21 protein-coding genes are annotated in these 20,556 nt (G+C 50.8%); 16 read left to right on the top strand and 5 right to left on the bottom strand.

The window, feature by feature from the left end; translation table 11 throughout:
- Positions 1-89 precede the first annotated feature (89 nt).
- Entirely contained in the window at positions 90-929 is an 840-nt protein-coding gene (locus tag AArcSt2_RS05590; RefSeq protein ID WP_174654420.1) for a QcrA and Rieske domain-containing protein, read from the top strand.
- Positions 930-985: 56 nt separating this feature from the next.
- Positions 986-1,309: a DUF8113 family protein gene (locus tag AArcSt2_RS05585; protein WP_174654418.1), complete on the top strand. Its 324-nt coding sequence runs from the start codon at positions 986-988 to the stop codon at positions 1,307-1,309.
- Between the two features lie 9 nt (positions 1,310-1,318).
- On the opposite strand, the gene AArcSt2_RS05580 is transcribed toward AArcSt2_RS05585, so the two are convergent.
- Positions 1,319-3,229 (bottom strand): molybdopterin biosynthesis protein, encoded by a 1,911-nt coding sequence (locus tag AArcSt2_RS05580; RefSeq protein ID WP_250583372.1) that lies wholly within the window; start codon positions 3,227-3,229, stop codon positions 1,319-1,321.
- Complete coding sequence (locus tag AArcSt2_RS05575; protein WP_250583371.1) at positions 3,226-4,446, bottom strand: molybdopterin molybdotransferase MoeA; 1,221 nt, start codon at positions 4,444-4,446, stop codon at positions 3,226-3,228. The genes AArcSt2_RS05580 and AArcSt2_RS05575 overlap by 4 nt, the downstream gene beginning before the upstream one ends.
- A gap of 123 nt (positions 4,447-4,569) precedes the next feature.
- Here AArcSt2_RS05575 and AArcSt2_RS05570 point away from each other — a divergent pair, with 123 nt between their 5' ends.
- Both AArcSt2_RS05570 and AArcSt2_RS05565 read left to right on the top strand, forming a co-directional pair.
- Entirely contained in the window at positions 4,570-4,926 is a 357-nt protein-coding gene (locus AArcSt2_RS05570; RefSeq protein ID WP_174654414.1) for an Hsp20/alpha crystallin family protein, read from the top strand.
- Positions 4,927-4,932: 6 nt separating this feature from the next.
- Positions 4,933-6,612 carry an ABC1 kinase family protein gene (locus tag AArcSt2_RS05565; protein ID WP_174654412.1) on the top strand — a complete coding sequence of 560 codons (1,680 nt, stop codon included), beginning with the start codon at positions 4,933-4,935 and terminating at the stop codon, positions 6,610-6,612.
- Positions 6,613-6,635: 23 nt separating this feature from the next.
- Here the strand turns inward: AArcSt2_RS05565 and AArcSt2_RS05560 are convergent, their stop codons facing one another.
- The gene (locus AArcSt2_RS05560; RefSeq protein ID WP_250583370.1) at positions 6,636-7,169 is read right to left on the bottom strand and encodes a DoxX family protein; all 534 of its coding nucleotides are present in this window, start codon (positions 7,167-7,169) and stop codon (positions 6,636-6,638) included.
- A gap of 251 nt (positions 7,170-7,420) precedes the next feature.
- Between AArcSt2_RS05560 and AArcSt2_RS05555 the strand changes: the two genes are divergently transcribed.
- Complete coding sequence (locus AArcSt2_RS05555) at positions 7,421-7,795, top strand: translation initiation factor IF-5A (RefSeq protein WP_174654409.1); 375 nt, start codon at positions 7,421-7,423, stop codon at positions 7,793-7,795.
- The gene (gene speB, locus AArcSt2_RS05550; protein ID WP_174654408.1) at positions 7,796-8,614 is read left to right on the top strand and encodes an agmatinase; all 819 of its coding nucleotides are present in this window, start codon (positions 7,796-7,798) and stop codon (positions 8,612-8,614) included.
- A gap of 80 nt (positions 8,615-8,694) precedes the next feature.
- On the opposite strand, the gene AArcSt2_RS05545 is transcribed toward speB, so the two are convergent.
- Complete coding sequence (locus AArcSt2_RS05545; protein ID WP_174654407.1) at positions 8,695-9,693, bottom strand: phosphate signaling complex PhoU family protein; 999 nt, start codon at positions 9,691-9,693, stop codon at positions 8,695-8,697.
- Between the two features lie 212 nt (positions 9,694-9,905).
- Between AArcSt2_RS05545 and AArcSt2_RS05540 the strand changes: the two genes are divergently transcribed.
- The 10 genes from AArcSt2_RS05540 (at position 9,906) to AArcSt2_RS05495 (ending at position 19,525) form a co-directional block, all read left to right on the top strand.
- On the top strand, positions 9,906-10,937 hold the full coding sequence (locus AArcSt2_RS05540; protein ID WP_174654405.1) for a PstS family phosphate ABC transporter substrate-binding protein: 1,032 nt from the start codon (positions 9,906-9,908) through the stop codon (positions 10,935-10,937).
- Positions 10,934-11,893 carry a phosphate ABC transporter permease subunit PstC gene (gene pstC / locus AArcSt2_RS05535; RefSeq protein ID WP_250583369.1) on the top strand — a complete coding sequence of 320 codons (960 nt, stop codon included), beginning with the start codon at positions 10,934-10,936 and terminating at the stop codon, positions 11,891-11,893. Before AArcSt2_RS05540 ends, pstC (AArcSt2_RS05535) begins: the two co-directional genes overlap by 4 nt.
- Entirely contained in the window at positions 11,890-12,828 is a 939-nt protein-coding gene (gene pstA / locus AArcSt2_RS05530) for a phosphate ABC transporter permease PstA (protein WP_250583368.1), read from the top strand. Before pstC (AArcSt2_RS05535) ends, pstA (AArcSt2_RS05530) begins: the two co-directional genes overlap by 4 nt.
- Before the next feature lie 427 nt (positions 12,829-13,255).
- Positions 13,256-14,281, top strand: coding sequence for a PstS family phosphate ABC transporter substrate-binding protein (locus tag AArcSt2_RS05525; protein WP_250583367.1), 1,026 nt, complete (start codon positions 13,256-13,258; stop codon positions 14,279-14,281).
- 15 nt (positions 14,282-14,296) lie between these two features.
- Positions 14,297-15,292 carry a phosphate ABC transporter permease subunit PstC gene (pstC, locus tag AArcSt2_RS05520; protein WP_174654399.1) on the top strand — a complete coding sequence of 332 codons (996 nt, stop codon included), beginning with the start codon at positions 14,297-14,299 and terminating at the stop codon, positions 15,290-15,292.
- A complete protein-coding gene (gene pstA / locus AArcSt2_RS05515) occupies positions 15,289-16,188 on the top strand; it encodes a phosphate ABC transporter permease PstA (RefSeq protein ID WP_250583366.1) in 900 nt (299 codons plus the stop codon). The genes pstC (AArcSt2_RS05520) and pstA (AArcSt2_RS05515) overlap by 4 nt, the downstream gene beginning before the upstream one ends.
- A 4-nt stretch (positions 16,189-16,192) precedes the next feature.
- Positions 16,193-17,026 (top strand): phosphate ABC transporter ATP-binding protein PstB, encoded by an 834-nt coding sequence (pstB, locus tag AArcSt2_RS05510; RefSeq protein WP_174654396.1) that lies wholly within the window; start codon positions 16,193-16,195, stop codon positions 17,024-17,026.
- A gap of 71 nt (positions 17,027-17,097) precedes the next feature.
- A complete protein-coding gene (gene pstB / locus AArcSt2_RS05505) occupies positions 17,098-17,949 on the top strand; it encodes a phosphate ABC transporter ATP-binding protein PstB (protein ID WP_174654395.1) in 852 nt (283 codons plus the stop codon).
- An 86-nt stretch (positions 17,950-18,035) separates the two neighbouring features.
- Positions 18,036-18,710 carry a phosphate signaling complex protein PhoU gene (gene phoU, locus AArcSt2_RS05500; RefSeq protein WP_174654393.1) on the top strand — a complete coding sequence of 225 codons (675 nt, stop codon included), beginning with the start codon at positions 18,036-18,038 and terminating at the stop codon, positions 18,708-18,710.
- A 50-nt stretch (positions 18,711-18,760) separates the two neighbouring features.
- The gene (locus AArcSt2_RS05495; RefSeq protein ID WP_174654392.1) at positions 18,761-19,525 is read left to right on the top strand and encodes a competence/damage-inducible protein A; all 765 of its coding nucleotides are present in this window, start codon (positions 18,761-18,763) and stop codon (positions 19,523-19,525) included.
- A gap of 11 nt (positions 19,526-19,536) precedes the next feature.
- On the opposite strand, the gene AArcSt2_RS05490 is transcribed toward AArcSt2_RS05495, so the two are convergent.
- Entirely contained in the window at positions 19,537-20,457 is a 921-nt protein-coding gene (locus tag AArcSt2_RS05490) for a right-handed parallel beta-helix repeat-containing protein (RefSeq protein ID WP_250583365.1), read from the bottom strand.
- Between the last annotated feature and the right edge of the window lie 99 nt (positions 20,458-20,556).

Below are 20,556 nucleotides of genomic sequence, written 5' to 3'. Positions count from 1 at the left end.
ACTGAGTAAAACAGTAATGAATAATTGTCTGTTTCTGTATTAACCACGTACTTCGTCATGCTTTTTACCGGCCGGTACAAGGTTCTCATATGAGCGCAGACGACAAATATCCAGAAGAGTCCGGGCGACGGCGTTTCGTCAAAGGCGTTGTTGGTGGTGCAACGCTTGCTGGACTCGGTGTTGCTGGAACCGTGAGTGTGCAGTCGCTCACCTCCGCATCAGGGATCGGTGGCGGTCCTGTCGAGGCAATGACGATCGATCGGACCGGTGGTCCTGCACCGTACGGGATGCCACAAGTCCCCATTGAGATCGATGACGAAGGGTATATCCGCGGTGTCTGGCCTGAGGTTGACACTGAAGAGGTCCAAGGTGTTGAGGTTGAGATTGCCCGAGAAGAGCTTGGTGGACTCCAGTACTCACAAGAGTGGTTCCAGTACTGTGGACACCAGTCGTACGAAGGACTTGACCCAAATTTTGACTCGGACAACTACTTCAAATCTGATTCCGCACCGGGATACGACTGGCAAGCAGATGTCAAAGACGAGGGCGATCGGTTCCATATTGATGATTTCGACGATTACGAAGAGTGGGGCAACGACGTTGGAAATTCCGGTGTTGGAAAACCAGCAACTGCAACATGGAGGTCTGAAGATACCGACAACGTCATCCCAGTAGTGATTATTCGATCGAGCCGGATGGAAGAGGCGGCCCAAGAAAGCGAGTGGCTTGATGCGAGTACCGACGAAGGTGTGTTTGCTTTCGTCAACAAGTGTACGCACTTCTGCTGTGTGCCAGGATACAAACGAACTGGTGAATCCGCACGGTACAATGCAGAAGACCGAGTCTACTGTCAGTGCCACCAGTCGGTGTACGATCCGTTCAACATCGTCAGTACACTCTACATTGCCCTGCCACGACCACAGGACTAACGCACCACAGCACGATCGCCCCCACTATTTTTCTTGATCCCGCTCTGAAAGAAAGTATGAGCGATGACTCTGCATTCACGTCTGAGCGCGAAACCGCGATCGAACTTCTTGAAGATGACTCGATCTCTGCGTTCTATCTTGGTGTTATTCGGGACAGCGAGGAAATTGACACGACATTTGCCCAAACGGCAGATTCACCGGAAGACGAAGGGTTACAGGCACTATCGCTGTTAGCAACACACGTCCGTATCGTCGCAAATCAGGCCGGTGTCGATCCATCAACGGTTGCTGGAGATGCTGCAACGCTTGCCGGTCGACTCGAAGACCTCTCTCCAGAGGGAATGCGATCAACTGAAGAAAGCGAACCAGATGAGTCGTAGGGCCGACCCTTATGGCTCGTAACCGCTGAACGAGTCTGTGAGTGTTTCGATCGTTTCAAGCAACTCAGTAAGGTGGCCGACACTTGCTTTTTGGAGACGATCGGGATTCACAAAGATTCGAACCGGCTGCGTCCCGAGCGAAACAAATGAAAGCCCTAGCCGATCTGCAGTTTCTTTGAGGCCAAGACTAACATCTGCACGACCAGCATGGACTCGCCTTGCTGGACTTTCAAACGCTTTGAGTCCGAATTCGAATCCGGAGATTGCAGAAACGACCTCGTGGCGATCAACCCCGGCTGCGTCCGCATACTCTCCAATGGCGCTCGAAAAGCTTGTTCGAAGCCCGGAGTTCGTTTCTCGGTTCACAAACTGGAGTTCCTCTTCAACTAGCGATTCGATCCCAGTAACAGCGTCAGGATTCCCTGCCGGAACAACGAATCCCCACTCACGGCTCCACCCACCAATATCGATCGCATCGACCTCCGCTTGTTGTGGTCCCGCGACAACGGCAATGTCTGGGACGCCGTTGCGAAGGCGTCTGATACCTTCTCTGCTTCCAAGCGGGAGATATCGTGGGTTTGTAAGCGCATCAAGCAGTTGATTGAGCAGTGGGTCATCCTCACCGACACCGAGCAGTGGCGGCGCTCGCACGTTTGGTGAAAACAGTTCTACAGTTACCTGCTCGCCGCGATCGAGATAGCTCGTGTCTGCGTCAACCGTTACAATCCCATCAGCTTCAACAAGGCTTGTCGTTGCGCCCGATCCTTTATCAACCGGATACACGAGCGTATCACGGTCGCTATTTTCTACCAGTCCAACCGGCATGAGACGTGTCCGTCCCTCGCTGTAGCGTTCCACCGTTGCCATCTGTCCGCTTGTCGTCGCCGTGACTGGCTCTGGAATGCCTGCTGCGTCACGAATGGCAGGTGCAACAAACGTCGTAAAAATCGTTAACGCCGAAACTGGGTAGCCTGGAAGCCCAACGTACGCTGACTCGCCGCCATCAGATTGTCCCATCCGCCCAACAAGCATCGGCTTTCCTGGTTTGACCGAAACACCGTGAAGCAACAGCTCACCTCGGTCCTCGATGACACGGTAGATCACATCAACCGCGCTCGCGGATGTTGAACCGGAGGAGAGGACAAGGTCACACTCATCCGCTGCGGTTCTAAGTAGCCGCTCCATCTCATCATAGTCATCGCCTGCGTGGGGGTAGAGGACCGGGTTTCCGCCGGCTTCTCGGACCCCCGCAGCGATCGTATCGCTGTTTACATCATATATCTGCCCACGACTACTGTCAAGTTCTTGGCCTGGACGAACCAACTCATCGCCAGTCGACACAATTCCAACTCGTGGCTTTGCTCGAACGGGAATTGATTTGTATCCAAGTGCTGCGAGCAGGCCAATCTCACGTGGGGTAAGCACGGTTCCGGGGCCGATCGCACGAGCACCGGCTGCAATGTCTGCACCTGCAGCCATCACACTGTCACCTGGCGCGACACTCGTTCGAATCTCAATCTCCGTTGTCTCACCAGCTGTTTGCTCGTCTGTTCGTTCGACAATCACCACTGCATCTGCACCCGGCGGCATCACCGCACCGGTGGAGATCTCTGCACACGTGCCCGGTACTACCTCTACAGACGGGGTTGTCCCTGCATGCACTGCATCAATCTGCTCGAGCACAACCGGATCCGCTTCGTCAGCACCGAACGTATCCCGTGCATTAACTGCGTATCCATCCATTGAAGCACGATCGAATCCCGGTACATCCAGGGTTGCATCAATGCGTTCTGCCAAGATTCGACCATCTGCGTTCGAGAGTGTAATCTCTTCAGTGCCAGGGTCTAACTCAAGCGTCTCGATCGTTTCATGTGCCACTTCGGGTGAAACAAGGTCTTTGAATTCCCGTCGGTCACTCATGGTAGCGCCTCCCAGTTTTCAACTGCAACCGTTTCTCCTGCTCCGTATCCCTCTCTGTCTTCCGGAACCACAACCCAGCCGTCTGCAAGTGCAACACTTGAGAGGACGCCTGAGCCGCTTGCGCGGGTTGGTGTTGCTGCCAGTCCGTCGTCTGTTTGTTCGGTCCTGACGCGAGCAAATGTCCGTGTACCAGGTTCACTGGGAATCTTTCGTGAGAGCGTCGCGGCTGCGGTTGGAGTGGGTTCTATCGGAAGATTACCGACATGTTTGAGCACTGGTCGAAGGAACTGCATTGCATTGATAATACAGGCGACTGGATACCCCGGCAGCATGATCACCGGTGTCTCCTCAACGATACCAAGTGCAACCGGATGTCCCGGTTTGAGTGCAACACCGTGGACAAGTACCTCACCAAGTTTGGAGACAACCTCAGGGATAAGATCTCGTTCCCCAACTGAAGAGCCGCCTGTCGTGACAATCACATCTTTGGTGAGGTCACGTTGAACCGCAGCACGAAGCGCATTCTCATCATCTGTGACAATGTCTCTGTATGTTGCGTCACCGCCCCACCGCTGGACAAGCTGTGAGACTGTCAATCCGTTTGTTTCGATGACCTCTCCGGGCTGCGGGTTTGCCTCAACTAACTCCTCACCGGTCGGAATAACACCGACTGTGGGTCGATCGTACACATCGACTTCAAATACGCCAACGGATTTCAGCAGTCCAACATCAGATGGCCGGAGCCGGTGTCCAGGGTCATATAATGGCTGGCCTTCAGTCACATCTTCACCGATTTCTCCGACATTTTCGCGCTCTGCAACGCCATCAAAGACCTCTATCTCCGCACCAACTGTCTCAACGTGTTCGATCATCACAACCGCATCTGCACCAGTTGGCAGTTCACTTCCAGTGTGAACGCGGACCGCCTCATTTGGGCCGACAGCGTCGGCGGATTCTCTGAGAATGTTTGGCGATCGGGTGGATGCGCCAAATGTATCCTGTGCACGAACAGCGTATCCATCCATTGCAGCGCGATCGTAGCTTGGAACCGGACTTGGAGCCGTAATGGTCGCTGCGATGGAACGTCCATCTGCCGATCGAAGGGAGATTGGTTCTGTCCGGGTATGTGGTGAAACTGCAGCGAGGAGTTTCTCGCGCGCGGCCTGCACCCGAGTCCGTGATTTAAACCCCGACTCACGTCTGTCGGTTTCAGTCATATGTTGTACGTTCACATCCGTACGTATAAGATTCTGGTTGGTGCGAATAACTTACAGAACCGTTTTGTGTGAACAAATAGCATGACCGCGGGCTTTTTCGACCCGGCGACCCTATGCAGTGATATGTCTGTACTGCGCGATGCACTCCGCGACCTGCCGGATGCGGTATTCGCGGACCTGTTGGAGTCTGACGATGAGTACCGTATTGTGATTGACGTTCCCGGCGTCACTGCTGATACGGCAGATCTTATTGCAGAAAGCGGCCGGCTTCGGGTCGATGCCCGGCGTGAAAAATCGGTTCCACCGGAGTTTCACTACGTTCGTGAGGACCGACCACTGTTTTTAGATGCAGAACTCCCACTGCCACGCGACGCAGATGGGGAGAACGCATCTGCGACAATGGACCGCGGTGTACTCGAAATTTCAGTTCCAAAACGGGTCGATGAAGACGGGCAACCAATTCCGATCGACGACGCCTAACGGTGGGTGGTGACGCTGGTCAATCTCCGCGCCTACTGGCGCTTTTTCGTCGTCTTCTACGGGTTCTTCCCGCTCATATTTGCCTATCTCCGCGACCGTCGAAAATATCTCATCGTTGGTGGGAAACGGCGTGTTACCCCAGAGATGCAGACTCACAGAGCAGAGATCCTGCTCGACACGCTCTTGACGCTTGGACCGACGTTCATCAAGTTAGGGCAGCTGCTCTCGACACGTCCCGATATCCTTCCCAGACAGTATATTGAGGTGCTTTCAAGCCTCCAAGATGACGTGCCACCCGCCCCGTGGGAGGAATCAAAACAGGTGCTTGAGGAGGATTTGGGCCCGATTAGTGAGACGTTTGACTCATTCGAGCAGGACCCAATTAGCGGTGCAAGCCTCGGACAGGTATACCTTGCAGAGTTTGAGGGTGAGCGAGTCGCAGTGAAAATCCGACGCCCAGGAATTGAAGATCTTGTTGAAGCCGATCTGAAAGTGCTTCGCTGGTCCATTCCACTTCTCGTTCGGTTTATCGGTGAAGGACAGGCATTTTCGCTGGATAGCCTTGCAGATGAGTTTGCAAAGACCATCCGAGAAGAGATGGACTACGCCCGTGAACGACGCATCCTCAATCAGATCCAATCCAATTTTGAAGACAATAGCCGGATGCGAATCCCAACGCCAAGGGAGGATGCCTCAAGTGCTCGTGTGCTCACGATGGAGTACCTACCGGGAACTAAAATCAACGATATTGAGACACTGGATGCAAAGGGAATCGATCGGACCGAGCTTGCAACAGAGCTCCAGCGAATCTATCTCCAGATGATGATTCAAGACGGCGTCTTCCATGCGGACCCACATCCGGGGAACCTTGCGATTGATGAAGACGGTCGGATCATCTTTTACGACTTCGGAATGAGTGGGACGGTTACCCCGTTTATTCAGGATAAAATTGTCGAGTTTTACATTGCGGTTGCAAATCAAGACATCGGTGGAATCTTAGATACGCTCGTTGAGATGGGAACACTGAGTCCCGAGGCAGATCGCGAAGTGATGGCAAACGTGCTTGAGCTTGCGATCGCAGATGCCCGCGGTGAGGATATCGAACAGTACCGTGTAAATCAGATTATTGAGCAGGTTGAGTCAACGATCTATGAGTTCCCACTTCGACTCCCGCGTAACCTTGCACTTGTGCTTCGCGTTGCGACGGTTGTTGAGGGCGTCTGTGTGACGCTTGACCCTGATTTCGACTTTATTTCAGTTGCCACAGACTATCTCACGGAGCAAGGCTACCGTGAAGATACCGCAAAACGATTCGCAAAAGAGGCCGGAGAGCAGGTCCAACGGACAACACAGGCACTGTTTACTGTGCCACCAAAGCTTGATCGTGTCTTAGATACCGTTGAGCGAGATAACCTAACTGTTAATGTCCAAATCGACGACGCAAACCACGTCCTGGATAAACTGGCAAAACGGATTGCATACTCAATCTTGGTCGCTGTCGGGCTATTGTCTGCATCAATTATTTATGCATTTACCGGTGAGTGGCGCATTTCCGTTGCAATCTTAGGGTTAACGGTGCCAATGGTGTTTTTCCTCTGGCAATCGTTCCGCGAGCCACGAGGCCTTCGTGCACGTCCACAGTTCACGCGACAGAGTATGCGAGAGCGGCGTGAAAATGAGCCATAGATTCGGCTGCTCCAGTACTACTGCTACTCTTCAGTATCTTCTTGTGCCCATCGGGGGTCATCTTCTCGGACGGTTCCCCCAACAACAAGCGCTGCGCCGATGATGACGAGGTTTTTAATGATGTACTGTCCCTCAACGGTGAGTCCGTATGGGAACGTCGTGAAGACGACATCGGGAAGCAGGAGTATCGGCAAGAACGTCCCCGGCATCTGGAAGAACAACAATAGGATGCCAACCCGGATTAATGGCCGATAGAGCAGACAGAGCCCAATAAGGACCTCCCAGACGCCAAGTACCGGTACAAAAAGCTCAGGTGGAACAACATACACGGTTGCAGCCACAAGCTCTGCGGCTGGACTCCCCCCGATCACTTTGAGACCACCAAACCAGATGAAGACGATACCAAGCGCGACGCGGAGGGTCGGAATTCCCCACCGAGTCATCTCCTCTGTAATCCGCCGATCGATCGCATCAAATCGTTCGCGGGCTTCCGTGAATCCACCACTGGTTGAAGCCGTTGTATCTGACTCCCGTTCGGTGGTCTCTGATGTAGACATAACTGTTCACTCTATTATACGCGCTCAAGAGTGAAAGTACCCCGGAGAATGCAGCTAAATGGTAATCGCCGAAAGAGTCATATCAGTCGTTTCAGGCGCTCATACTGCATATTTTGCCATTATAGTTGGTCATTGTTCACCATAGAGAATAAATTAACACGACAGTTGTGACTGCACGTTTTTAGCGTAGCTAGACGCGACACTCAGAGCGTATCAATCCCTTTATACCGTCGCCAACGGAATTCGGAAGTATGCCAAGAGAGCAGAAACAAGTTCGCGAACTGTCAGAAGGAAGCTATGTAATGATGGATGACTCTCCATGTAAAATCAACCATTACAGCACGGCAAAACCGGGGAAACACGGCAGCGCAAAAGCACGTGTTGAGGGGAAAGGCGTCTTCGATAGTAAAAAGCGAAGCCTGAGCCAGCCCGTCGATGCAAAGGTCTGGGTCCCAATTATTGAGCGAAAACAGGGACAGGTTGTTTCCGTTACCGGCGACGATGCACAGGTCATGGACCTTGCGACGTACGAAACGTTTACCATGCGCGTTCCAGACGACCAGGACTTCGCAAACGGTGACGAAATCGAGTTCCTCGAGTACGAAGGACAGCGAAAGGTTGTGTAGATGTTCCCCGGTGCGACCGCCGATCGCGACGCTGCCTCTTACGTAATCGTCGGCGCACCGTTGGACATCTCGACCTCATTCCAACCCGGAACGCGATTCGGACCCGATCGGGTCCGTCGCTTCTCGGAGACGTACGACGATTACGACCATACGACGGATTCATTTTTTTCCGAACTAGCTGTTCACGACGCTGGTGATATCCATGCATGGTCTGCTGCCCGCGAATATCTTGATCATCTTGCGAGCGAGCTCAGGGCCGCTGTCTGGGATGGGTCAATTCCAGTGACGATCGGTGGCGAACACACCGTCACTGCTGCCGGTGTCGAGGCCGTCGAGCCGGACGTGTTCGTCTGTCTCGATGCACATCTTGACCTTCGAAGCAACTACGATGGAAACGAGTGGAGCCATGCCTGTGTTACTCGACACGTGTTAGATACCGCCGAGGAAGCGATTATTCTTGGTGCTCGAACCGGTTCACCGGAGGAGTGGGATCGGGCAGCACAAGATGATGTGACAGTCGTTCCGCCGGAAGACGTTGCGTCGTGGCTTTCTGATCCACCTGCATTCGACGATCGATCAGTCTACCTTTCGGTTGATATTGATGGCGCAGATCCAGGATTTGCACCAGGGACTGGAACGATGGAGCCCTTCGGGATGACACCACGGGAGATGCGAGACCTCGTCCGCACCGTTGCACCATTCTGCGATGGGTTTGACGTTGTTGAAGTGAACGATCGAGATGATGGGCAAACTGCAGCGTTGGCCGGCAAACTTCTCCGGGAGTTCATCTATCAACACGCCGATCGAGCCGATCTGTAAGCTCCGAAGCGAGCAATTCGTAATCAGATGGTGGAGCCCCAATCTGAGTTACAAACAAGAAGGGTGGTACCGTAGAGAAGTTACGGTGTTGGTGCTGCCTTCTGTAACGCCGTCTCTGCAATATTGCCACCGTAATCTGCACTGCGAGAAACCGAATCAACAATTAATCCAAGAATCTGTGCACGAGCAGGATCTAAGTCACGGAGCAGTTCGTCAATCGCTCGGGCGTGAGCATCGATCTCTTGGACGGCTTCTCTGGCTTCGTTTGCGAGTTTCGTTGCTTCGCTACTGTCTTCGGTAAACAGCGCATCCATCCCTTTGTCGATGACGTCGACAGCGTCTATATGAAGCTCATCAAGCGCATCGATGACGTTTTTTGGAACCTCGCGCTCGATATTCTTTGTCAGGTGGGCAATCTTTGTTGCGTGGTCACCGACCCGTTCGAGCTGGCGTGCACTTGAGTGATAGTCGAAACAGATCTCTCGTGGCAGTCCCAACTCTTCGGCTGCTTTCGGCGTCCGGAGCGTCGATCGAAAAATACGAGAGACAACCATCCACAGTCGATCAACATCCTCGTCACGTTGAATGACATCATCTGCAAGGTCTTTATCAAGCGTCGAAAGTGCAGTGAGTGCATCATCGAGCATTGAAAGCGAAATGAGACGCATTCGGGTGACTGCATTGTGTATCGAAAGCTCTGATGAGTCCAAGAGGTCGCGGATAACGATTCGATCGGTTGTCTCCTCAAGCACCTCAAGCCCAACCAAACTTTGTGTTGATTCGCGGATCGTCCGCCGTTGATCAGTCGTAATACGTGCCCCTTCAAGCGCGATGATATCGAATCCGCTTACATACATTGTCATCACGGCACGTGTGAGCTCATCTCCGTGGAGATCACTGATATCGAGTGTCCCTTCTGTTCGCTCGTTTTCAGTCTTCGGTGTTAAAAATAGCGCGTCACTCTCCGGATAGAACTCAACAACGCTCCCGGCACTCACACCATTCTCTGTTGCCCAACTTTTTGGTATTGAGACTGTATATGTCGAGCCGCCAGTCACTTGGACTTTCCGCGTCTCCATAGTCGACAGTGGACGCAGCTAATAAATAAATCTATCCAAGTATGTAGATGCAGTCAAATTACTATAGTTATTTTTACAGGCGTTATAGGTCTTGTACTGCTGATATAGGGTATTTTTAATCAATATACACACATAACGTAACGTTATCATACATAGTGCTATATAGATATTATAGCAGGGTATTTATCCAACGTAGGATTATTAGTATATTGATGGATATAGAGCAATCCCGAGATGACAATAGCTCTAGTCGTTCACGGCGACAGTTCCTCTTGGCTGCAGGGGGATCGCTTACGGCGGGATTAGCTGGGTGTCTTGTTCGAGGCGATGAAACAGATCTTGAGGGCGAAATACGGGTTGATGGAAGCAATACTGTTCTCCCACATGCTGCTGCACTTGCAGAGGAGTTCCAGTGGCGGAACAATCGCGTCCGGATTCCTGTTCGAGGGTCCGGGACTGGTGCTGGATTTCAACGATTTGCGTCCGGAGAGACCCACATTCAGAACGCGAGCCGCGAAATAACAGACGATGAGCAAGCCCTTTGTGAGCAGAACGGTGTCGAGTTCATTGAACTTGAGGCTGTATTAGATGGGATTGCAATCTGGGTTCATCCCGATAATGATTGGTGTGACTGTCTCACTGTCGAACAGCTACAGGCAATTTGGGAGCCCAACTCTGAGGTCGAAACGTGGCACGATGTTGACGACGAGTGGCCGGACGAGGAGATTCGGCTGTATGGTCGTGATTCTGCTTCAGGTACATTTGACTACTTTACAGAAGCAATAAATGGTTCATACGGTGCCATTCGATCGGACTACTCGGGAACACCAGACACAAACGTCATCGTTCGTGGTGTTCGCGGAAACGAGTATGCGATGGGGTTCGGTGGGGCAGGCTACTACTACGAAAACGAAGACGAACTCAAGCTTGTTGGTATTGATGATGGTGACGGCTGTATTGAACCAACCCGTGAGACGATTGAGTCTGGTGAATACACGCCCCTGAGCCGCCCAATGTTTGCATACGTAAACACGAATGAACTCGAACGAACGGAGTTCCGCGAGTACCTTCGCTTCTTTTTTGCCGAAGTTGACGACCGAGCCGATCGGTCAGTCGTTGAGGACGGCGAGGAGCTCACATGGACACAGTGGGCAGCACGCAGGGTTGGCTTCTACGCAATCCCGGATCTAACTGTTGATGAGAGTAGAGAATCACTTGAGGACACAATTTCGAGAATTCAATGAGCAGTATTGACCTAACCAGTGAAACGAACTCGACGTCTCATCGGACCAGTGTGGCCGTTCGATGGGTATTCTTTGGCTGCGCATTTATTACCGTACTAACAACACTGGGGATCATCGCAGTGCTTGTCAACGGCGCAGTCAACTTCTTTTTTGGCGCATCTGTTATTGATCGACTCACTGGCGACGCCTGGTTCCAACAGGTGACGTTCACTGAATTCTTTACTGGAACAGAGTGGTCACCGATAATTGGTGATCGAAGCTATGGTGTATTACCACTGCTTTGGGGGACAATGATGATCGTCGTTGGCTCTGCGATCGTTGCACTTCCAGTGGGCACCGCAACTGCAATCTATCTCTCCGAATATGCGGATCCACGGGTTCGTCGAACCATCAAGCCAACCCTTGAGGTGCTTGCAGGAATCCCGACGATTGTGTATGGATTCTTTGCGATCTCGTTTATTACACCAATCTTACAACGGTTCTTCCCTGAAACGGGGACATTCAATGCAGCTGCAGGCGCGATCGTCGTCGGGATTATGATTATTCCGATGGTCTCATCGCTTTCGGAGGATGCAATGAGTGCCGTCCCGGACCATCTTCGGAACGCAGCGTATGGGCTTGGTGCGACAAAGTACGAGGTCTCAACACAGGTTGTTGTCCCAGCAGCAGTGTCGGGTATTACAGCCGCGTTTATTCTCGCGATTTCGCGGGCGATCGGCGAGACAATGGCGGTCACATTGGCCGCAGGGATGCAGCCAAACATCACAATGAACCCATTTGCGGAGATTCAGACGATGACCGCGTACATGGTTCAGATCGGAACTGGTGATGTCTCGGTTGGCTCGATCGGCTATCAGAGCCTCTTCGCAGTTGGGATTACGCTATTTGCAATGACACTCGCAATGAACCTACTGAGTTTGTGGGTTAGAGAACGATATCAGGAGGAGTACAGATGAGCAGCGATACAGCCGGTGGCTCCCCGTTTGAGAACGTTGGGGATGATGTCGATCGGAAACGGACAATCGGAAAGATCTTTGTTGCAATCTGTTTTGCATCAACCCTTGTTGGTATTGTTGCGCTTGTCGCACTGATTGCAGATGTACTGTATGAATCGTGGGGCTGGCTCTCACTTGACTTCCTCACATATCCACCATCCCGATTTGCAGAGAACTACCTCCCAACCGGGCGTGGTGCGGGAATCTATCCAGCACTTATTGGTTCGATCCTGCTCATTGCATTGACTGCAGTCTTTACTATGTTCCTCGGTGTCGGTGCGGCGATCTATTTAGAAGAGTATGCACCTGAGACAAAGCTGACCGCATTTATTGAGGCAAACATCGCAAACCTCGCTGGTGTTCCATCGATCGTGTATGGACTGCTGGGGCTTGCAATGTTTGTTCGAGCATTTCAGTTAGGAACAAGCCTCATTGCTGCAGCACTGACGCTGACACTACTGATTTTACCGATCGTTATCGTCTCCAGTCAAGAAGCGTTGCGAGCAGTTCCTGATTCACAACGGCAGGCTGCATACGGGCTTGGTGCGAACAAATGGGAAGTCACACGAGATGTTGTCCTTCCACGGGCAATGCCCGGTATTATGACTGGTACAATCTTGTCACTATCACGTGCGATCGGTGAAACGGCTCCAATCATCATGGTCGGTGCCGCAACCTCGATGTTCGTCCCACCAGTCAAAACTACTGCTGGAGTACCGTATCCTGATCTCTTCGGGCCGTTTGCAGCAATGCCCATGCAGATTTTCGATTGGGCACGACTCCCCCAAGCCGAGTTCCAGCATATCGCCGCGGCAGGGATTGTCGTGTTGCTCTCTGTGCTCCTGTTTATGAATGCAACGGCGATCTACATCCGAAATCGGTACGAGACGCGGTAGTTTCGCTTTTTTGTCCGTCGACAGTACATTACAAACATCGCAAAAAATTTGGTATTTGTTCTAGATTATATATTATATAGATGTGATTTTTGTTTCTGAACACTCTCCTTGGGATATATATTTATAGATACAGCTCAGCAAATGTCGGTTATTTCTGCTCTGTAGTGATACCTCAACAATGTCTTTGTTGACACTGTAATTACCTGCTGCAATATCTCCATAGAAACGGTGAGCGATCTGCCTCTTCAATGTACTGCCAACATACCGTCTCTACGTCGCTTCTGTTTGTACGCCATGAGCTTTGTTTCTCTTGGTCTGTAGAGTGCTCAATAGACTCTATATCTCTATTGTTTGCTACCAAGCGCTACAGGAGCCTGTATATACCTATTAGCAGTGTTCTTATGCGATATCGCGTTTTGTGTAACTGATGAGAAACCGCTCATCGGATACAACCGATCGCACAGTAAACAGACGTCAATTCCTTGCTGGTGCGGGCACAGTTGGTGCTATTGCCATTGCAGGATGTACCGGTGGTGGTGACGGTGATGGCCTTGCTGGAACAATCGATGCATCAGGGTCCAACACAGTGGCACCGATTACTTCTTGGACTGGTGAGAATTTCCAAAACGAGTTCCAAGATGTTCTCGTTGATGTCGATCCACAAGGAACTGGTGCTGGATTCCAAGAGTTCTGTCGTGCAAACTCCGCGGTTCAGAGTGCAAGCCGTGAAATCACTGACGAAGAGATTGCGCTATGTGAGGAGGAGGGTGTTGATTACGACTTCCTTGAAGTCGGTCTTGACGGGCTCTCAGTCGTTAAAAACTCGGAGAATGACTGGGTAGACAATATTACGCTTGAAGAGCTGCAAATGATTTGGGAGTTCGAATCAGATATCGAACTCTGGAGCGACGTTCGTGATGAGTGGCCGGACGAGGAGATGCAACTGCACGCCCGTGACAGTGCTTCTGGTACGTTCGACTACTTCACTGAGTATATTAATGGTGAGATGGGGAATATCCGAGACGATTACTCCGCAACCAGCCAAACAAACGAAATTATGGGCGCAGTAGCCGACAATCAGTATGCGTTCGGTTGGGGCGGTCTTGGTTATCTCCGCGAAATTGAGGATGACCAGCCAATTGAGGCAGTACCTGTCGAGAGCGATGTTGACGGTGATTTCTACCTCCCAGAAGAAGATAATATCGAGGAGGGTCTCTACTCACCGCTTGCCCGACCATTGTTTGCATACTTCAACCTTGCAAGCCTTGAAGAAGAACCGGATCTGATCGGTTCTTTCGCACAGTTCTATATCAACAATGCACAGGAGTTTGCTCGTGATGAGGGGTTCTATGCGGCACCGGACGAGGTTACACAAGAGAACCAGGATAAACTCGACAGTTGGCTCGAGCAGGTCGGCTTCGATCGTGATGATCTGAGCGTTCAGCCTGAATAATCACGAGTTGTTACAATGAGTACTGAAACCGACCAAGGACCAGGGATTACAAGCGGCACCGGAGCTAAGGCTGACCAGAAGGCCAATCGTAGAGCTCGGCGTGTCCTGTTTGGATGTGCCGCAATCACGGTCCTCACAACACTTTCGATCTTTTTTGTACTGATTGATAACGCCGCAAGCTACTTTTTTGGCGCCAGAATAACCGAAGTGCTTGTTGGTGGCAGTTTTGAACAAACAATAACATTTACTGAATTCTTCACCGGCACACGATGGGCCCCTGATCACTCAACGCCTGCACACGGAATCTTACCGATCGCATTTGGAACGATCGCAATCACAGTTGGTGCCGCATTTGTTTCAATCCCGATTGGAACAGCAACAGCACTCTATCTCTCCGAATATTCCTCAAAATCCGTGCGAAGCAAATTGAAACCAACGCTTGAGGTCCTTGCAGGAATCCCGACGATTGTCTACGGGTACTTTGCAATCTCATTCATAAATCCGGTCATGTTGGGTCCAATTGCGGAGTCGCTGTTTGGGATTAGTATCGGACGGTACAGTATGCTCTCGGGAATGATTGTTGTTGGGATTATGACGATCCCGATGGTCTCATCAATCAGTGAAGATGCGATGCAGGCTGTTCCCGATGATCTACGAAACGGTGCCTACGCACTCGGCGCAACAAAATTTGATGTGTCATTGAACGTTGTAATACCAGCTGCGGTGTCTGGTATTTTTGCATCGTATATTCTCGCAGTTTCGCGTGCGATCGGTGAGACAATGGCAGTAACACTTGCGGCAGGATTTAACGCAAACATCACAGCAAACCCGTTCAGCGAAATTATGACAATGACTGCGTATATGGTTTCGATGGCTCGTGGTACATCAGCTGTTGGAACTGTTGAGTATCAGAGCCTCTTCGCTGTCGGACTGGTGCTGTTTTTGATGACACTGGTGATGAATCTGATGAACGATTGGTTTAAACGCCGTTTCCAGGAGGAGTACCGATGAGCACCGATACTGACGAAGGGTTGTTCGGCGATATCGACCTTGGATGGGAGCATACAAAAAATAAGCTCTTCCTTGGGCTCATCTTCGCTGCATCGATGTTTGGTGTGGTCATGCTTGCACTCTTGTTGCTCGACGTTGCTCACACATTCTACGTTGGACTCACCGAGTTCAATATTAGTCTTGTCCAGTTCTTTACCGTTGATGGCTCTCGCCGGCCAGAGCTTGCAGGATTCCGTGGTGCAATTATCGCATCCGTGATGTTGATGCTTTTCACTGCAATACTTGCGTTCTTTATTGGTCTTGGAACGGCAGTGTATCTTGAAGAATACGCACCAGATACCCGCATCACGCGACTTCTCGAAGCAAACCTTGCAAACCTTGCAGGCGTTCCGTCAATCGTCTACGGTCTCTTGGCACTTGCGGCACTTGTCAACGGAATTGGGACTGGTCCGATCCTGATTGCAGGATCGGTTGCGCTTGCCTTGCTGGTGATGCCAATTATTATTGTCTCCTCACAGGAAGCGCTTCGAGCAGTTCCAGATAGTGTCCGAAACGGATCGTACGCAACTGGCGCAACGAAGTGGCAGACAATCAAAGAGGTTGTACTTCCGGCCGCAATGCCGGGGATACTTACTGGAACGATTCTCGCACTTGCCCGTGCGATCGGCGAAACGGCACCGTTGCTTATGGTTGGTGCACTGTTCACCAATCGAATGCCGTTTGGCCCATTGGATCGATTCAGCGGCATGCCGACTCAGATCTATGGGTGGGCAGCAGAGCCAAGCCAGCACTTTATCCATCTTGCAGGGGTTGGGATTGTCGTGCTCTTGTCGATACTGCTGACGATGAATGGGGTTGCGATCTATCTGCGAAATAAATACGAAACGGAGGTCTAAACACATGTCTACACAACAGGAAGACTCACTGATTACCACTGACGTATCGATCACAGACACCGGCCGTACTGATCAGCCAGACACCACCGTTGTTGAGGCTCAAAATCTCGATGTGTTCTACGGATCAGATCAGGCGATCGACAACGTCTCGATGGAGATTCCAGAACATAAAGTAACCGCGATGATCGGCCCATCGGGTTGTGGAAAATCAACATTCTTGCGCTGTATCAACCGAATGAACGACCAGATTGATGTCTGCCGTGTCGAGGGTGACATCACGTTCCATGGCAAAAATGTCTACGATAATGATGTTGACCCGGTTGCCCTCCGTCGAAAGATCGGAATGGTGTTTCAGAAGCCAAACCCATTCCCGAAGTCGATCTACGATAATGTAGCGTATGGGCTCCGTGTTCAAGGCCGCGAGAAAGAGGTTGATCTCGACGCAGAAGTCGAACGTGCGCTTCGTGGTGCAGCACTCTGGGATGAAGTAAACGACAAACTCGACAGCTCAGGGCTTGATCTCTCCGGTGGACAACAACAACGGCTCTGCATTGCTCGTGCAATCGCTCCCGATCCAGAAGTCATCCTGATGGACGAGCCAACATCCGCGCTTGACCCGATCGCAGCCGCAAAGATCGAAGATCTTATCGATGATCTTGCAGACGAGTACACCGTTATTATTGTCACACACAACATGCAGCAGGCTGCCCGAATCTCGGATAAAACTGCAGTCTTTCTCACAGGCGGAGAACTCGTTGAATTTGGTGAAACACAAAGAATCTTTGAAGATCCAGAACACAAGCAGGTTGAAGATTATATTACGGGTAAATTTGGATAGTCTGTTGTACAACTTGAACGGGCTAACTCCGCAACAGGTATCTGCTTGAACCATATATATGCTGTTACGAAATGACTTCTGCCGATGATTCTGGAACGGCCGACCCTGTCGGGAGCACTGAGTCGGTTGTTGATACATCGTCTGGGTTGTCCGATCGAGCCACAACACGTAGCGATACCATTGTTGAAGCAAAGGGCGTTGATGTGTTCTATGGTGAGGATCAGGCATTGCAGGATATCTCAATGGAGATACCTGAAAAACAAGTTACTGCGATGATTGGCCCATCAGGCTGTGGAAAATCGACGTTCCTCCGCTGCATTAATCGGATGAATGATCAGATTGATGTTTGCCGTGTTGACGGGGAAATCGAGTTTCGTGGGAAAAACATTTATGATGACGATGTTGATCCGGTTGTCCTTCGCCGTCGGATCGGGATGGTGTTTCAACAACCAAATCCATTCCCAAAATCGATCTATGATAACGTTGCCTATGGATTAAAGATCCAAGGAAAAACGGAGGATATGGATCAGAAGGTCGAGAATGCGCTCAAGGGCGCTGCACTCTGGGATGAGGTCAAAGACAAACTTCATACGTCAGGTCTTGACCTCTCCGGTGGCCAACAGCAGCGACTCTGTATCGCTCGTGCGATCGCCGTTGACCCACAGGTAATCCTCATGGACGAGCCCGCATCTGCGCTTGACCCGATTGCGACTGCCCAGATCGAGGACCTGATCGAGGAACTCTCTCGAGACTTTACGGTGGTTATCGTCACGCACAATATGCAGCAAGCGGCACGAATTTCGGATAAAACAGCCGTGTTCCTTACTGGTGGAGAGCTAGTTGAGTTCGACGATACAAACAGGATCTTCGAAAATCCACAGAGTCAACGTGTCGAAGATTATATCACCGGTAAATTCGGATAGTTTTGTATATATCTCCTAAGTGTCTATATAGATCACAGACACACTCTGAGGACAACCCTTTTGCGTCATCCGAATTGAGGTAGGATATGCCACGAAACGAATATCAAACCAAGCTTGAAGATCTTCGCGGTGACGTTCTCTATATGAGTGAGGTCGTTGCGGAACGGCTTCGAATGGGTCTGGATGCACTAGCACAGAAAGATGCCCAGCTTGCTGAGGAGGTCATAACTGGTGACGGAGAAATCAACGAGATGTACCTCGAACTTGAAAAGGACTGTATCAACTTGATTGCACTCCAACAACCAGTTGCCGGTGATCTTCGATTTATTGCAGCATCGTTCAAGATAATTACTGATTTAGAACGGATTGCGGATCTTGCGACAAATCTCGGGCAGTATGCAAAAAACGCTCAGCGTGATGTGTTTCCAGATGTTGACATCCAGCGACTCGGAGACGTAACGCTTGAGATGCTCGATCGGGCCATGACTGCATACTCCGGCGATCGACCACAGATGTGTTATGAGGTCGCTGAAAAAGATGACGAACTTGACGAACTCTGTGAAATCGCAAGCGAAATTGTGGTCCGTGATCTGATCGAAGGGGAGCGCTCAAATAACGATGAGGACATCCCGATCCTTATGAAAGATGTCTCGCGACTACTTCTTACTATCCGTGACCTCGAACGTGTTGGCGATCATGCGGTCAATATCGCAGCACGGACGCTGTACATGATCGAGAACAACGACGAACTGATCTACTAAGTCGGTACCGCTCGGAAACGTTCTTTCTCTTTGGCTCCCTCATACCCGATATGGACGTTGCACTGCTGACGATCGGGGATGAGTTGCTGTCTGGTGACACCGAAAATACCAATGCAAGTTGGCTTGCACGACAGCTCACAGCGCGTGGTGCAACGGTTCAACGTATTTTGGTTGTCCCCGATGAACAACAACTCATTGCGGATACAATCCGTGAGTGGAGTTCGACCTTTGATGCCGTGATCACAACTGGTGGGCTTGGTGGAACCCACGACGACATCACAATGGAGGCCGTTGCTGGTGCGTTTGGACAATCAGTCGACGTCAATGATGCTGCGCGTGAGGATGTGCTCGAAACGATGGCTCAATATCGAGCCGACCATCCAGAGCTCGTAGAGACATACGACCTTCGGGTTGATCCGGATGCACAGGCGTCGATTCCGGCCGGTGCAGAACCGCTTCTCAATGAAGTCGGGCTCTCACCAGGATGTATCCTCGAAACAGTGTTTGTCCTTCCGGGAATTCCAGATGAAATGCGCGCGATGTTTGATCAGATTGCAGACCAGTTTGGTGGTGATCGGATCACAGAAACGCTCTATACACCAGTTCCTGAAGGAGCAATGGGTGAGACGTTTGCTGAACTCCACGAACGGTTTGAGATTGTTGCTGGAAGCTACCCTGCGCGACGCCCTGCCCCGAATCGAATTAAATTGGTTGGGACCGACAAGCAAACTGTTGTTGATGCAACAGCGTGGCTCGCCGATCGGATTGAAACGGTCGCTGAGCCGCCACAGACGGACGATGTAGAGGTCAAATAAACGGTAGCTATCTACTCATCTGGCCCGCACGCGGGATCATTCCCTCTGAATAAATTAGCATCTGAGTTCTCAAGGTTGCATGCACCATCTTCGTTATCGCTGAGATCATTGTCCGTAATTCGATTATCTTCGCAGAAGTCAAGCTCGATGCCGTATGCACCATTGTCTGTGAACTCGTTGCCACTAATCGTGGATGTGATAACAGAGTCACAGAAGAGCCCAGATTGTTCACTCCCTGTTACCTTGTTGTCAATAACATAACAACGCGATGAATCTGCAAGAGAGACCCCATTTCTATCAGGGACATCTGTGATTTCATTATTTATTAACACCGTTCCAATAGAATCAAACTCAACAACCAATTTTGACTCGCGAAGCGTACAGTTTCTGACAACGTTGTCGGTAGCATCGTCAATCCCAATTCCTTCTGTGCAGTTAGTTACAGTACACCCATCAACCACACCATCATCTGCCGCTTCGAAATATGTAACTCCGAACAAAAAGTTCTCTATGTTACAGTTTCGAACACGGACATTAGTTGAATCTAAGACAAAGATACCTGCACCGCTACCGCCACCTCGTAGTGTATTGTCCCGCCCATCGACTGTCACATTATCCGATTTCACAAATATACAGGCCTCACCTCGTTGCAGGTCTGTTTCGATGTCCTCGGTAATCACGTACGCACCGGGCTCTGTGATCACTGTTGGTGAGTCAATCTCTGTTGGATCTGTGTCTTCAGACTCAACCCCATCAGTAAATTTATCAAGTTCTTCGCGACGCTCATCAGCACGCTTCTCATCATCTTTCTTTTTGTCTTTCTCGTCACATGCACTTGCTGTTCCGGATGCAATCGCAAGTCCTCCAATTGCAGCTGTTGCCGAGAGGTACTTTCGCCGTGTCGACCGGTAGGAGTGATCCATTTCTTCCATTACAGCAACTGAGTCGTATTCTGTATATTTTGTAACGCAATTTAAAAACATGAACCGCTCATATAATTTCAAAATTTGATGAAGTTACTCGTTATTCAC

Origin of the sequence: Natronocalculus amylovorans (assembly GCF_023638035.1) — an archaeon.
GTDB lineage: Archaea > Halobacteriota > Halobacteria > Halobacteriales > Haloferacaceae > Natronocalculus > Natronocalculus amylovorans.
Note: the sequence above shows the minus strand (reverse complement) of the source record. Positions and strands in the feature narration are given on the sequence as shown.